We start from the raw sequence: 14,943 nt of genomic DNA on the forward strand, positions 1-14,943 counted from the left end.
TTGGGAAAATTTTTTTACTTTTACAATACGTAGGAGGCCGAAGGCTTACTTACCAACGACAGTCTCAACAGAATCTATATGCAGGCACAAATGGCCTATGAACCGCACAAAACTTTCTATCCTGATGCCAACTTCACCCTCAGGGTAGGTTACGGTAAAATAAACGGCTATGAACCACGGGACGCCGTAAAATACCTTCACCAGACAACACTTGAAGGTATCATGGAAAAAGATAACCCCGAGATATATGACTACCGTGTTCCTGAAAAACTGAAAAAACTATACAAAGAAAAAGACTTTGGCCGCTATGAAGACAACGGAACAGTTCCGGTATGTTTTATAGCCACCAACCATACCACCGGGGGCAACTCGGGCAGCCCGGTGATCAATGCTGAGGGGCATCTTATCGGCGTGAACTTCGATCGCGCCTGGGAAGGGGTTATGAGTGATTTGATGTTTAACCCCGAACAATGCAGAAACATTTCGCTTGACATCCGGTATGCCTTGTTTATTATCGATAAGTATGCCGGTGCCGGTTATTTGTTGGATGAAATGACCATAATGGAGTAAGATTAAGGTTGAGGTTAAGGTTGAGGTAAACTCATTGTTTTTTCTGTTAACCTAAATCTTAACCTTAACCTTAACCTCAGCCTTAGCCTTAGCCTTAGCCTCAGCCTTAGCCTTAGCCTCAAAAAACTCACACCCGACCGGTTTCATGCTTTACAAGTCCCTGAAATAAAAGCCCCATTTTCACCCAGTTGTTTATTCTGATGCGTTCGCGCATTATAGCTGCCGGCTGCATCTTTTTTATTTTCTGAAACAACTTTAAATAATATACATAAGCCACATACACACCAAGCCGGGCTTCTTTTTTCAACTTAACTATTCCCTTGTAAGCTGCTCTGAAATCCTCTTCAATCTCCTTTTCTATTTTCTCTTTCTCTGTTATTGTGAAATTCAGCAAGTCCACATTCGGGAAATAGGTACGTCCTCTTTCCTTCAGATCGGCCTGGACATCACGCAAAAAATTAACTTTCTGGAAGGCCTCGCCGAGTTTTCTGGCCGGATATTTTAGCGCTTCGTATCCTTCAGGGTCATCTTTGTAGAAAACTTTCAGGCACATTAACCCAACCACTTCCGCCGATCCATAAATGTATGTTTTGAAATTCTGGTGATCATATTCTTTTTGATTCAAATCCATTGACATACTTGTAAAAAAAGCATCTATTAATTCATGATCGATTTGATACTTATTAGCCACCCGCTGAAAGCTATGCAAAATAGGATTGGCAGAGATGCCCTCTTTTATAGCCAAATAGGTATCTTTTCTATAATTTTCAAGCAATTTCGCTTTATCATGGTTGTGAAAAGTATCCACAATTTCATCGGCAAACCTTACAAATCCGTAGATTGAGTAGACCGCTTCCCTTATTTCGGGAGCAAGTAATTTTATGCCGAGGGAAAAGCTGGTGCTGTAATGCTTCGTGGTATTTCTGCTACACGACAAAGCGTTAATGTTGTATAGGTCGATGCTTTTCATAAATTCATTTGTTCAACAGTTAATTTTGAGCTTATTACAACCATGGGTAATCCTGTGCCGGGTGTGGTGGACGCTCCGGTATAAAATAAATTACTGAATTTCTCATCGCGGTTCGATGGCCTCAGATATCCCATTTGCAGCATGTTATGTCCCAGACCTAAACCACTGCCCCTGTGCAAATCAAACATTTTCTTCCACTCCTGAGGAGTAAATACAGTTTGTGTAACTCTGTTTTTAATCAAATCGAAACCAATGCGGACCGACAAATCGCGCAATATACTTTCGGTAATCTCATCACGATCGCTCCAATCGGAACGAAACCGGAGGTCGGGAACGGGAACGAGGATGAACAAAGACTCGTATCCTTCTGGGGCACTTTCAGGATTGTGACGTGAAAGCACATTCACGTAATAGTAAGGTTTTTCGAGTGATACCTGGTTTCTGAAAAGCTTTTTGGCGTAATCCCTGAAATTGCCTCCAAGAAAATAATTGTGATGATATATCCCCGGAATTTTACCTCTTACACCCAGGTAAATGGTCAACGGGGCCATGGTCCATCTCATTTCATCAAGTTTTTCAATACGAAAGTGTCTCCGCCTTAGCACTTTTCCCCTGAAAAGTGCTGCATCAGCATTCACAACAAACTGATCGGCTTCCCACTGATTCCCCTCAGTATCAATAAGTGCTTTTAATTGCCCATCCGAAGCATTAAAATCGGATATCTGCGTGTTGAAATGAAATTCAACCCCTCTCCTTTTTAATTCATTCACCAGTTCTTCAACAATCCGGTACATCCCGCCACGAACATTATAATACCCGTCGTGTTTAAGTTCTGTATACGACAACATGGTAAAGACGGCCGATGTATCGAAAGGTGTTCCTCCAAGAAAGAATGCCACCAGAGATAGAATTTCCTTCACTTCTCTCGATTCAAAGTATCGACTCACTTCATTCCAGAATGACCGGAAAAGTTTGGGACCATGCTTTGGCGGTACCTGCATCAAGGCCTGAAGATATTCCCACCAATGATTAAAATTCCTGCGGATAATCAAGCCTTCGGTATCATGAAACAGAGCACCGGTGGTTTGCAAATAACGATTTAGTTTATTCTCCAGATCAGTTTCAATCCCGGCAAATTCTTCAGCCAGCTTTTGAGGATTCTTAAATATCCGGAAAGTACGTCCCGTATCTGAAAAATTAACGGCATAGAGCGGATCCAGTTCTTGAAATTCAAAAGGCAATTCCCAACTACAGGAACGGGCCAATTCCTGGAATTCATAACTCATGCTGAAAAAAGATGGTCCCATGTCGAAGGTGAAACCATCTTTAGAGAGCCTGTTAAGCCGCCCTCCCGGCTGATGGAACTTTTCCACCATAACTATTTGATGACCCCTGCCGGTGAGCCTCAGAGCTGTAGCCAAGCCACCAAGACCGGTTCCTGTTATTAAGATTCTGCTCATAATGATTACCCGGTTAGTAAATATCTTCTTTAAGTTCCGCTAATTTACAGTAAATTCAATAAATATTATATTCAAAAGGCCATCATCCATATAAATGTTCATAAATTTACACTTACTTATAAACGTTATATTTGTATAAATTAATGTTATATTACTAAATAATAAAAATGTATGTACGATATCTAAACACATCAATAATGAATCTTGTTCATATAAAAATGAAAAAAATGAAACAGAATAAAATAACCATAATAGGTAGTGGCATTAGCGGAATAGCTGCTGCAATAAGGCTCGCCGCTAAAGGACATAAAGTTTTGGTACTCGAACAAAATAAAGTAGCCGGAGGAAAAATAGGGCAAATAAAACATGACGGTTTTCGCTTTGATACAGGTCCATCATTGTTTACCCTGCCAAAACTGGTTGATGACTTACTGAACATTGATAACCCTCATAAAGGTCATTATTTCAATTATAAAAAACTGGAAAATACATGCCGCTACTTTTACGAAGACGGTACTATTATCAATGCTCCTTCAGAAGCATCAGAATTTGCCGATGAAGTGGCTGCCAAAACAACAGAACCGAAAGATAACGTCAAAGAATATCTCATAAGTGCAAAAAAACTTTACAATGCCACCGCGGATATTTTTATTTTCAACCCGTTGAATCGTGCATTCGAAACCGCAAAAAGAATTGCCCCATCAGCTTTGAGACCGCTTCTTAAAATAAACCCTCTCCGCACCATGCATGGAGAAAACTCAAGATGGTTCAAAAGCGATCATGTAATTCAGTTGTTCGACCGTTACGCCACGTATAATGGATCTTCACCTTACCTTGCACCTTCTGTTCTGAAAGTTATCTCCCATTTGGAACACAATACCGGGGCTTATTTCCCTGAAAAAGGAATGTATAATATTGTTGAAATGTTATACCAGAAAGCTATCGGTTTGGGAGTTGAATTTCGTTTCGGAACTGAAGCTACCGGATTGATAATAAATAATAATAATACAATTTCCGGCATAAAAACAAAAAAAGGAGATATTAAAACAGATATTGTTGTATCGGATATTGATGTAAACACGTTTTACAGACACACCGGAAGAGAATTAACGAAGCCGCGGGCAGTAAAAAAATCATCGCTTTCCTCTTCGGCCATCATCTTTTATTGGGGGATGGAGAGGACTTTTCCCGAACTGGATATTCATAACATTTTATTTTCAAAGGATTACAAAGGTGAATTCGATGCCATTTTCCATAAAAGAGAACTTTTCCCCGATCCTACAGTTTATATTTTCATCAGTTCGAAGGTTGTAAAAACCGATGCCCCGGAAGGATGCGAGAACTGGTTCGTGATGATCAACGTTCCTTCGCCTGAGAACAAATTCAGAAAGGAACACATAAATACAGCACGACAAAATGTAATCGAAAAAATTCAGAAAGTGCTGAATATCAATCCGGAAATACATATCAGATTTGAAGAAGTGGCAACCCCTGAAACCATACAAACATTCACCGGATCATTTAAAGGGGCACTTTACGGAAACAATTCAAACTCTATATGGTCGGCTTTTTTGAGGCACAAAAACCGTTCGTCGAAATACCGAAACCTGTTTTTTACAGGTGGCAGCGTGCATCCGGGAGGTGGTATTCCCTTATGCCTTGCATCGGCCGGGATTGTTGAAAAAGAAATCGAGCGAATATAATGGAACAGGTCGTCAGATGAGAGGGATTTATCCAGTAGTAGAGAGTCCGGGTTCTGATATAACGGCCACTCAATTCTGTCACTTTGCGTAAAGAACAAAAGCCGGTACGCCAGAAAACCAAAACTGTAGTCGGCTGGTATAAAAAAATAACAAACCATAGATGAGAGAGACTATCAAAAAACTATCAAAAGAACATCTTGTAGCCAAACGGGTCAACCGTTTTTGGGTTGTTTATTATTCGGTGGGATTGATTGGATTTGCAATGCCTGTCACGCGCGCCCTGTTCATGAATCTTACAGGACTAACCATTATTATGTCCACAATGTTGATGCTTTGGTTTCATACGCCATGGAACCGTCACTTTATATTTGCATCGTTCATCGTATTTGCCGGAGGCATTTTTATTGAAGCATTAGGCGTAAACAGCGGAATGATCTTTGGGACTTACCATTACGGCGATGCTCTTGGTCCCAAAATAATGAAAACGCCAATTCTTATTGGCCTAAACTGGCTGATGCTGATCTACATTGTCTGGCAGTTGGTAAACAGAATTCAAACCGACACTTTTACTAAATTAATTCTTGGGAGTACCATCATGGCAGGATACGATATCTTCCTGGAACCGATAGCAATGGCTGCTAACATGTGGGACTGGAATTTAAACACAGTTCCCACACAGAATTATTTGGCCTGGTTCGTTGTCTCATTTATTTTTTTGTGGGTATTTAAAATGTCGAATACAAAATATAATAACCCCGTTGCCTCAAGACTTTTGGCTGCTCAAATTGCTTTTTTTATGTTACTCAACGTTGTAAACCAAATTTCCGGACTATGATCAAAGCAAACCACCATCCGTTTTTTGTCTGGTTTTTCCGGCTCTATACCAATATTATGATCCGGATTCATTTCCGGAAAGTATACGTGGAAGGTGATACTGAAAAAACAACAAATCCTTTGCTCGTCGTTAGCAATCATTTTTCATGGTGGGACGGATTTTTCATTTTCTGGCTCAACAATAAATTTTGGAAAAAAATTTTTTATGTTATGATGCTCGAAGAACAACTGGCAATACGAAAATTTTTGTCCCGTACGGGTGCATTTTCAATTAAGCGTGGCCAAACTTCTGACCGTCATTCACTAAGGTATGCGACTGAAATTCTGCAAAACAACGAAAATCTTCTGCTCATGTATCCACAGGGAGAAATCCGATCGCAACTGGAATATCCTGTTCACTTTAAAAACGGGGCTGAATTTCTCATAAAAAGTTCACAACCTGAGGTAAAAATGGTTGTAGTCCTGACCGACTATTTCTCATTCAGAAAACCATCTCTTTTCTTTTATATTAAGAATGTTGATCCGCAAAATGAAGAAATAAAACCGGAAGCTTTATTCAATAATTTCATGCATGAAAGCATCGAAAAACAAAAAGCAAAAGCAAAAGCAATATCAGATCATTAGATTTTTAATATGACAATAATCAAAATACTGGCATTCTCGGCTATTCTGATACTGGCTTATCGCTGGTTGGTTGCCCTGTTTAACCTTATCACCGGCAGGCCTCGTTATGCCTTAATGAAAAAGACAGATGACGTAGTGTCGGTATTAATACCCGCACGAAATGAAGCTGGCAATCTGCGCCGTCTTCTTCTGAGTCTGTCAAATTGTGACTCATCCATTGGAGAAATAATAATATATGACGACCAATCAGAAGATGAAACAGCCGTTGTTGTCAATCATTGGATGCAAAATGACTCGCGTATAAGACTAATGAAAGGCAAAAATCTCCCTGCAGGATGGACCGGCAAAAATCACGCCTGCCACCAACTGGCGATGAATGCAAAAGGTAAATATTTGCTATTTCTGGATGCCGATGTTACAGTGGACCAATACGCCATTGATCTTGCTCTCTCACGGATGAAAAAAGACCAGCTGGCTTTGTTCTCGTTCTTTCCACAACAAGAAATGATCACCACCGGTGAGTGGCTGCTGATAGCCCAGATTAATATTATTCTGGTTTCTTTATTGCCGCTGGCCATTCTGAATTATATTCCGATTCCAGTAATGACGGCTGCAAATGGTCAGTTTATGATGTTTGACAGCCATTGGTATAAACAACATTTCTTTCATGAAAAAGTGCGTAACAATCCGGTAGAAGATGTTTCCATCGCTCAATACATAAAAAAGAAAAAACTAAAACTGAGGACAGCTCTTGCACCTGAAGGATTGAAATGCCGAATGTATAAGAGTTACAGAGAAGCATTGTACGGACTGGCCAGAAGTGCTCGTTTTTTCTTTGGAGGCAGCATTGTTTTCGGATGGTTTTATGTTCTCTTCTCACTTTTTGGCTGGCTTCCGGTCTTGCTGGCATTTTCCCCATTTTACCTTGTGATTTATTTCTTACTATTGCTCACTATGCGTATTTTCATTTCACAAATAAGTGGTCAGTCGATAATAAAAAACCTGACACTGATGCCTTTGCAACAAATCGGACTGCTTCATTTGTTTATTATAGCTTCAAAACAGTTAATCGTAAAAAAAACCGTATGGAAAGGAAGACCAATTTAATCATAGCATTCCTGCTACTTATTTGTTTTGGTTTGCCCCGGAATCTGGGAGCACAGAAAGAAGACAGTATATTTTACAAAAGCTATACCACCACCAACATGGAACCATGGAAAAAAACGATGGAGAAAATGGCCGAAGAACTGGAACCGGGAAATTACAAGCAACTGTTTGAAGTCACCCTGGCATGGTATGGTTACATTGGCTATTGCCTTGGCAACGATAAAGAACGCGAAGCCAGACAATATCTGAAAAGCGGCTGGCAATTCCTTGAACAACTGGAAGAAATGCCTGAAGCCGGGGCCGCTCCACATGCTTTAAAAAGCGGTTTTTATGGTTTCGAAATGGCCCTTGCCCGGTATAAAGCAGTAATATTTGGTCCAAAAAGTCTTTCTGCACTCAAAGAAGCTGCTGCAATCGATTCCTCAAATGTTCATTATCTTGTGGAAAAAGGCAATCAAATGTATTACACGCCTTCCGTTTTCGGAGGCGACAAAGAAACAGCACTCCGCCACTATGAAAAGGCCGTTAAAACAATGGAAGCCGGGGGGAAATATCAGCAAAAGCACTGGTTTTACCTGAATACTTTGGTTACTCTCGGACACACTTTCGAAGCAGCCGGATATCTCAAACAGGCAAGAGAGGTTTACCATAAAATACAGAACCTGGAACCCGATTTCAAATGGTTCAATGAAGAAGTCTGGCCCGACTTTGTAAAAAAGTATGGGTATGAATAACCAAACTTTTTTAGGTATAACCCCTGCGAATAACTATTTTTGTTTCTCATTTTACAAATAAGAACCAAACAAATCATGCAACTCAACTTAAAGAATCCCATCGTTTTTTTTGACCTCGAAACCACGGGCATAAATATTGCCAGTGACCGCATTGTTGAAATATCCGTTCTGAAAATCAACACAGACGGCACCGAAGAATCAAAAACGTTCAGGATTAATCCCGAAATGCCGATTCCAAAAAAGGCTTCTGACATTCATGGCATATATGATGCAGATGTAGCCGATGCCCCCACGTTCAAAGAAGTGGCACGTCAGTTGGCGGCGTTTATGGAAGGCTGCGATATTGCCGGTTACAACTCCAACAAGTTCGACATTCCCCTTCTGGCCGAAGAATTTATCCGTGCCGAAGTGGACTTTGATATGACCAAACGTAAGTTTATTGATGTTCAGACCATCTTCCATAAGATGGAAAAACGTACCCTTGAAGCAGCTTACCAGTTTTACTGTGAAAAAAATCTGGACGACGCCCACAGTGCCGAAGCCGATACCCGTGCTACCTATGAAGTACTGAAAGCCCAGCTCGACAGGTACAAAGACCTTAAAAACGACATAGAATGGCTGTCGAAATTCTCGGCGCACAACAAAAATGCTGATTTTGCCGGGCGAATCATTTTCAACGATAAAGGCGAAGAAGTATTTAACTTTGGCAAATATAAAGGACAGAAAGTTACTGACGTACTCGAAAAAGACCCCGGCTATTACGGATGGATGATGAATGGCGATTTCCCGCTGTTTACAAAAAAAGTGCTGACAAATATTAAGTTGAGAAACGCTTTTAATAAAGGTTGATAACTTGTTGGTAATATGAAACGAGCATGACAAAAATTGTTATATTAGGTCATTAGGTCATTAGGTCATTAGGTCATTAGATTGTTAGATTATTAGATTGTTAGATTGTTGGCTAATGTGATAAAACTTATAACATTCTAACAACTAACACATTAATAATATTAACAATATTAACAACTTTAACAATTCCAACAGCCGTAACAATTTATTAATTGTAAGATGAAACGAGCATGACAAGGTTTGTCACAAAAGAAGATGTATAAGTTCTTGCATGCGAGTTCCATCAGACCAATAACTTAGACTAATTTTATACTGATGAAAATACTCTGCATCGGCCGAAACTACATAGGACACGCCAAAGAGCTCAACAATCCGCTCCCGACAGAACCGGTGATTTTTTCAAAGCCCGATTCGGCACTTCTGCGGAACAACGATCCCTTTTTCCTGCCCGATTTTGCCAATTCGTTCCATCATGAAGTGGAAATTGTTGTGCGCATCAACCGGTTGGGAAAAAACATTGAAGAAAAATTTGCATCCCGTTACTACAAGGAAATAGGGCTTGGCATTGACTTTACCGCCCGCGATCTGCAGGATGAATTAAAGAAAAAAGGCCTGCCATGGGAAAAATGCAAAGCATTTGACAGTTCGGCTGTGATTTCGAAGTTTGTCAGCAAAGACCATTTTCCTGATATCAATAATCTCAATTTTTATTTAGAAATTAACGGTGAAATCCGCCAAAAGGGAAACATTTCCGACATGATTTTCAGCATTGATCAGATTATCGCACAAGTATCAAAATATTTCACCCTGAAAATCGGCGACCTCATTTACACAGGCACTCCGTCAGGTGTTGGCCCCGTAAAAATTGGCGATCGTCTTCGGGGATTTATCGAAAATGAGCTTTTTTTCGATTTTCAGGTAAAATAGCAAAAAACACCAGGGCAAAGAGCAGATGACATGCAGCCTGGATTACTGAGGGAGTTTTGGCTTATGCTAAAAACACGCCATTAAGAAAGCAACCCTTCGTTCATATAAAATCAGTCTGCGTCATTGGTCGAATGAAACGAGCATGACAAAGTTTGTCACAAAAGAACATGTATAAAACTCAATCATGCGAGTTCCATTCGGCCAATAACTTAAGTAAATTATATACGAATGAAATACTTTTATTTAACTAAAATCACGAAAAACTCTATATCAATCATTTATTAACCATAGTCAGATGTTTATTTACCAAGCCGATTTTTACAACAAGCTGAAAAAACAGTTCAACAAAATTTATTACTTCTGCCTTCTGCCTTCTGCCTGTCGGCTACTTTAATCTAATCATCTATCTTCTCCAGAAACGTGGATAAATACTTTTCATTTTTCGCTGCCATTTTTGGCGGGCGACCTCCTGCATGTCGGCATTGGTATCTGTTTCATCTACAATCTCCCGGCCGATGAGGGTTTCAATAATGTCTTCGAGTGTTACAATTCCTTCCATGGCACCATATTCGTTGACGACCAGAGATGTGTGTTCGTTTTCCGAAATCATTTCTTCGAACAACTGCCTGAGGTTCATGGTTTCGGGAACCATTTTTATTTTTCGTTCAATACGGGAAAGAGGCTGATTGCCTTCACCACGGGCAACTTTTTCGAGAACATCCGACTTCAGAACGTATGCTTCTGTGTCGTCTATGTCTTTTTTGAATATTGGTATTCTGCTGTATTCAAGGTATTCCGGATGTTCAATGAATTCGGCCGCGGTCATTTGTCCGGGGCAGGCGACCACCACAGTTCTTGGTGTCATAATCTCTTTTACCCGCATTACATTCAGTCGCATGGCGTTGAGGATAATTTTGCCTTCATCCTGGTATAATATTCCCTCTTTGGCACCAATGGATGACATTGCTTCGATTTCTTCACGGCTAATGGAAGCGTTGTTTTTATTTTTCGGCATCAGTTTGGTGATCAATTCGGAAAAGATAACCAGGGGATAAGCTATAATCATGAGTATACGGATTGTATATCCTGCCGGAATGGCCAGGTTTTTCCAGAAGGTTGCCCCGATTGTTTTCGGAATGATTTCTGAAAATATGAGTATCAGTAGGGTAAGAATGGCAGAAATCACTCCAAACCATTCATCACCAAAAATGATGGCTGCTTGTGCGCCTACACCTGCTGCACCAACGGTGTGCGCAATGGTATTGACCGACAGTATGGCCGATATGGGCCGGTCAATATTCGATTTTAAACGTGAAAACAATTCGGCTCCCGGTATATTCTGCATCTTTTCTATCTCAATATAGGATGCAGTGGTTGAGAGCAATACTGCTTCCAAAATTGAGCAGAGGAAAGATACCCCGAGTGCAAGAAGCAAATATAAAATCAGTAATGTCATGTATGGTTCTTTTTTGTCTTCTGGGCAAATATAACCAAAACATGAAAGCTTTCTACCGGATAGAGATGAGTCGGTAACGGTGATTAGCGCTGCTGACTTCGTGGCCGGAATGGAGAAAAGATGAATGATATGGCACGCTTAGCCGGGACTGGTAATTGCCGGTAACAGGCACAGGTAAATCCTTATTCAGCTTCCTTTTTTGAACAAACCGGGCTTCCAACCTCAGCCTCAACCTCAGCCTCAACCTCAGCCTCAGTCTTAGCCTCAAATCACCCGCTTGTCAATATACCTGGAATTTAACAGCCTGAGAGCTCCCATGTAATCGGTCCTGAATTCCAGCAAATCACCAACTTTCAAATCGTTTTCGTTATCACCCAAATCTACTACCACCATATCGGAGCTGGCTCCCGCCAGAGAAAATGAATCATTGACAGGCATCAGCCGTTTTTCCTCAATGTCGAGCAAACCAAGGTCCAGGAGTGCCCTGCACGATCGTTCGCCGGATTTTTCCTGGTCGAACTCAAAGGTTTCTCCCTCAAGGTTTTGTCCCATATCTCCCTGAGGAACAGTAGGCTTTTCGAATAATTCTATGATTTCAGCATAGATTTTTATGACATCGTTGTGCATAAAATCGAATTGAGAACCGTCGTAAACATTGGTGCCAAGAAAAAGAGTCTCTCCAACCCTGAAGTGATTAATTGAATCCGGAAGCAGTCCCTGGTGAATGAGGGGTATGGTAACCGAGCTTCCTCCGGAGACGTAAGGAATTTTTTTGTTGAATTTATTTTCTATCAATTGCTTATATAGACTTAGCTGTATGAGCTTGTCCTGATTGGGAAGAACGCCGTAAAGACAGCTCAAATTGGTTCCGATGCCAATGACTTCAATATTGGGCATTTCAAATACACGCGAATAGAAATCAACAACTTCATCTCGCATCACGCCTTCGCGAAGTTCACCCATTTCCACCATGATGATGATTTTATGAATTTTCCCCTGGCGGCGGGCTTCTTCCGATAATAACTTTACGGTCTCGAAGGTTGTATTCATGCTTATATCGGCATAGCGCACGATGCTTGGAATGGATCGCTTTGGTGGCGGCTTGATATAAATCGCCTCAACATCCGGATTAACTGCTTTAATGGCTTTGAGATTGGAAACTCTGGAATCGCATACTTGCTTAATCCCTAAATCCATTACTTCCTTTAGATAGGCTTTGTTTCCACAGAGCATTTTGGTCACAATGGCCCATTCGATGTTGTTTTCTTTGAAAAGGTTGTTGAGATAATTATAATTGTCTCTCAGTTTTTGTCTGTTGAGTGTAATGAATGCCATAATGCGGTTATTGTTGTTTGTAGCGCATTTCAAGATACTTGTTTGTAAAACCGAATTTTTCGTAAAGCTTTTTTGCCGGGTTGTCCGGTTCAACATGAAGGGCTACATCACCGGATGCTTCTGAAAGTGCTTTTTCCATCAGCTTCGTTCCAAGTCCTTTGCCGCGGTACTCGCGGTGAATGGCAATGTAAACAAGGATATTAGCAGGAATATACCCGTCCATCCCCGTTTTGTTTATGACAACGGCTCCGATGGTTTGATCCCCGTCTTTCATCTGAAGAACAAATCCTCCATAAGATTCTGATATCTTTAACGAGTAATCGATGGCTTTAGCAATGTCTTCCTTCGGGTCTCCAAACCGGTCGAGATGTGTAAAGAGAAAATCTGTGATTTCTTGCTTTTGAGCTTCTGAAGGAAGGTTTTCCGGTGAATAAATATTGGTTTGGTACATAAACGGTTCGAATTAATTTAATAAATGAATGAAACGAGCCATAATAGGTCATTAGGTCATTAGATTATTAGATTGTTAGATCATTAGATTGTTAGTTAATGTAATAAAACTTATAACATTCAATTCATCCGTATAAAATCTATTTTTAAGGTCGAATGTAGCTCGAATGCAAGAATTTATACATGTTCTGTTGTGGAAAACTTTGCCATGCTCGTTTCATAGTTAGAACTGTTGCTGCGAAAAATTGTTCAACCAAATTCTTTCATCAACATATTAAACATTTCTGCATCTGCAAAAGTACTGTCGGTTCTTTTATCAGTGTCGCGTTCAACACCTTCAAGGAAACATCCAACCGTTCAGGTTTTTTGCGACTTTTCAATATCGCTGTCAATAATCATGTTTTGTTCGTGATTAAATGCGTTATTGAATAAGCCCGCTTTTTAGGCGAAGGTCGAATACATCGGTTCGGCGATCACGCAGATTTCTGACGCTTCCGTATGTATGGAGTTCGGAGAGAAGATCAAGGTCTACGTCGGCCACCAGGATCATTTCGGTGTTAGGGGTCGCTTCTGTCTTGATGCCGTTGGTTGGAAATGCAAAGTCGCAGGGAGTGAAAACCGCACTCTGAGCATACTGAATATTCATATTCGAAACCTTTGGAAGATTACCAACCGATCCGGCCATGGCGACAAAGCATTCGTTTTCTATGGCACGTGCTCTGGCACAATAGCGAACACGGCTGTAGTCGTTTTGCGTGTCGGTAAGAAAAGGCACAAAAAGAATTTTCATACCCTGCTCGGCCAACAGTCTTGACAATTCAGGGAATTCTACGTCATAACAGATGAGTACACCGATTTTGCCACAGTCGGTCTCATAAACCTTGAGCTTGTCGCTTCCGGAAAGGCCCCATGATTTAACTTCATCGGGTGTTACGTGTATCTTCTCATACGAATCATAAGTCCCGTTACGGCGACAGACATATCCTATGTTGTAGAGTTTATCATCCCGGATCAGGGGCATACTTCCCGTAATGATATTCACATTGTAACTGATGGCCAGTTGAATAAAACGGTCGCGGCATTCTTCGGTGTATTGTGCCAGGTTTCGGATGGCTTCGGACTCAGTGAGTTGATTGTATCGGGCCATCAAAGGTGCGTTAAAGAATTCCGGGAACAGGATGAAGTCACTTTTGTAGGCGGATACCGCATCAACAAAGTATTCAATCTGCTCGAAAACATCGTCAACAGTAGGGTAGTGACGCATCTGCCATTGCACCAGGCCAAGTCTGACAATGGTTTTGGTCTGCGATAATTGTTTGCCACGTTTGGTGTAATAAATATTATCCCATTCAAGGAGAACCGCATATTCTTTCGACTCGTGGTCGTCTGGCAGATAACCCTTCAGTACTTTCTTGACGTGAAAATCATTAGCCAGCTGGAAAGTAAGGGTGGGATCGTAAAGCTCTTTAAGTTTGACTTTTTGGATGTACTCTTTAGGTGTGAGTTGATCTGCTACTTTGTAATAGTTTGGTATTCTTCCTCCGAAAACAATTCCTTTCAGGTTAAGATGTTCGCACAGTTCTTTGCGTGCATCATAGAGACGTCGTCCCAGGCGCAACCCCCTGTAGGCGGGGCGGATAAAGATATCTATGCCGTAAAGTATGTCACCCCTCGGATTGTGGGTACTGAAGGTCATGTTCCCGGTTATCTCATTATAGGTGTGCTCATCTCCAAAATGTTCATAGTTGACAATCAGAGAGAGTGCACAGCCCACAATTTTGTCATTGACCAAAACTGCCAACTGGCCTTCGGGGAATATGTCAATTAAGGTACGGATGTTTTGTTCGTCCCATCCCGGGCCTTCCCAGTTGCGATAAGACCGTCGTAAACATTGGTGCCAAGAAAAAGAGTCTCTCCAACCCTG

The 14,943-nt window shown here is 41.0% G+C and carries 14 protein-coding genes; 8 read left to right on the plus strand and 6 right to left on the minus strand.

What is annotated here, in order from left to right; genetic code table 11:
* Nucleotides 1-72: 72 nt before the first annotated feature.
* Complete coding sequence (locus ATH1_RS0110435) at nucleotides 73-570, plus strand: S46 family peptidase (RefSeq protein ID WP_280959764.1); 498 nt, start codon at nucleotides 73-75, stop codon at nucleotides 568-570.
* Nucleotides 571-697: 127 nt separating this feature from the next.
* Here ATH1_RS0110435 and ATH1_RS0110445 read toward each other — a convergent pair whose 3' ends face one another.
* Both ATH1_RS0110445 and ATH1_RS0110450 read right to left on the minus strand, forming a co-directional pair.
* Nucleotides 698-1,540 (minus strand): phytoene/squalene synthase family protein, encoded by an 843-nt coding sequence (locus ATH1_RS0110445; RefSeq protein ID WP_010421224.1) that lies wholly within the window; start codon nucleotides 1,538-1,540, stop codon nucleotides 698-700.
* Nucleotides 1,537-3,000, minus strand: coding sequence for a phytoene desaturase family protein (locus ATH1_RS0110450; protein WP_010421226.1), 1,464 nt, complete (start codon nucleotides 2,998-3,000; stop codon nucleotides 1,537-1,539). The genes ATH1_RS0110445 and ATH1_RS0110450 overlap by 4 nt, the downstream gene beginning before the upstream one ends.
* Before the next feature lie 227 nt (nucleotides 3,001-3,227).
* On the opposite strand from ATH1_RS0110450, the gene crtD reads away from it, so the two are divergent.
* From crtD to ATH1_RS0110485, 7 genes are all read left to right on the plus strand, one after another.
* Nucleotides 3,228-4,703: a 1-hydroxycarotenoid 3,4-desaturase CrtD gene (crtD, locus tag ATH1_RS0110455; RefSeq protein ID WP_029164081.1), complete on the plus strand. Its 1,476-nt coding sequence runs from the start codon at nucleotides 3,228-3,230 to the stop codon at nucleotides 4,701-4,703.
* Nucleotides 4,704-4,863: 160 nt separating this feature from the next.
* Entirely contained in the window at nucleotides 4,864-5,538 is a 675-nt protein-coding gene (locus ATH1_RS0110460) for a carotenoid biosynthesis protein (RefSeq protein ID WP_010421230.1), read from the plus strand.
* Nucleotides 5,535-6,161, plus strand: coding sequence for a lysophospholipid acyltransferase family protein (locus tag ATH1_RS0110465; protein ID WP_010421232.1), 627 nt, complete (start codon nucleotides 5,535-5,537; stop codon nucleotides 6,159-6,161). Before ATH1_RS0110460 ends, ATH1_RS0110465 begins: the two co-directional genes overlap by 4 nt.
* Before the next feature lie 9 nt (nucleotides 6,162-6,170).
* Entirely contained in the window at nucleotides 6,171-7,268 is a 1,098-nt protein-coding gene (locus tag ATH1_RS0110470; RefSeq protein ID WP_010421233.1) for a glycosyltransferase family 2 protein, read from the plus strand.
* Nucleotides 7,247-8,002 carry a tetratricopeptide repeat protein gene (locus ATH1_RS0110475; RefSeq protein ID WP_010421234.1) on the plus strand — a complete coding sequence of 252 codons (756 nt, stop codon included), beginning with the start codon at nucleotides 7,247-7,249 and terminating at the stop codon, nucleotides 8,000-8,002. The genes ATH1_RS0110470 and ATH1_RS0110475 overlap by 22 nt, the downstream gene beginning before the upstream one ends.
* A 75-nt stretch (nucleotides 8,003-8,077) precedes the next feature.
* Entirely contained in the window at nucleotides 8,078-8,851 is a 774-nt protein-coding gene (locus tag ATH1_RS0110480) for a 3'-5' exonuclease (protein WP_010421235.1), read from the plus strand.
* 315 nt (nucleotides 8,852-9,166) lie between these two features.
* Nucleotides 9,167-9,778 carry a fumarylacetoacetate hydrolase family protein gene (locus tag ATH1_RS0110485; RefSeq protein ID WP_010421237.1) on the plus strand — a complete coding sequence of 204 codons (612 nt, stop codon included), beginning with the start codon at nucleotides 9,167-9,169 and terminating at the stop codon, nucleotides 9,776-9,778.
* A 403-nt stretch (nucleotides 9,779-10,181) separates the two neighbouring features.
* Here the strand turns inward: ATH1_RS0110485 and ATH1_RS0110490 are convergent, their stop codons facing one another.
* From ATH1_RS0110490 to ATH1_RS19330, 4 genes are all read right to left on the minus strand, one after another.
* Complete coding sequence (locus ATH1_RS0110490) at nucleotides 10,182-11,234, minus strand: CNNM domain-containing protein (protein ID WP_010421239.1); 1,053 nt, start codon at nucleotides 11,232-11,234, stop codon at nucleotides 10,182-10,184.
* Between the two features lie 264 nt (nucleotides 11,235-11,498).
* Nucleotides 11,499-12,569 (minus strand): alanine racemase, encoded by a 1,071-nt coding sequence (locus ATH1_RS0110495; protein ID WP_010421241.1) that lies wholly within the window; start codon nucleotides 12,567-12,569, stop codon nucleotides 11,499-11,501.
* Nucleotides 12,570-12,576: 7 nt separating this feature from the next.
* Nucleotides 12,577-13,020 (minus strand): GNAT family N-acetyltransferase, encoded by a 444-nt coding sequence (locus ATH1_RS0110500; protein WP_010421243.1) that lies wholly within the window; start codon nucleotides 13,018-13,020, stop codon nucleotides 12,577-12,579.
* 420 nt (nucleotides 13,021-13,440) lie between these two features.
* The coding region (locus ATH1_RS19330; protein WP_010421245.1) for a bifunctional GNAT family N-acetyltransferase/carbon-nitrogen hydrolase family protein at nucleotides 13,441-14,943 on the minus strand (1,503 nt) is incomplete at its 5' end.

Origin of the sequence: Anaerophaga thermohalophila DSM 12881 (genome assembly GCF_000191885.1) — a bacterium.
Classification (GTDB): Bacteria; Bacteroidota; Bacteroidia; order Bacteroidales; family Marinilabiliaceae; genus Anaerophaga; species Anaerophaga thermohalophila.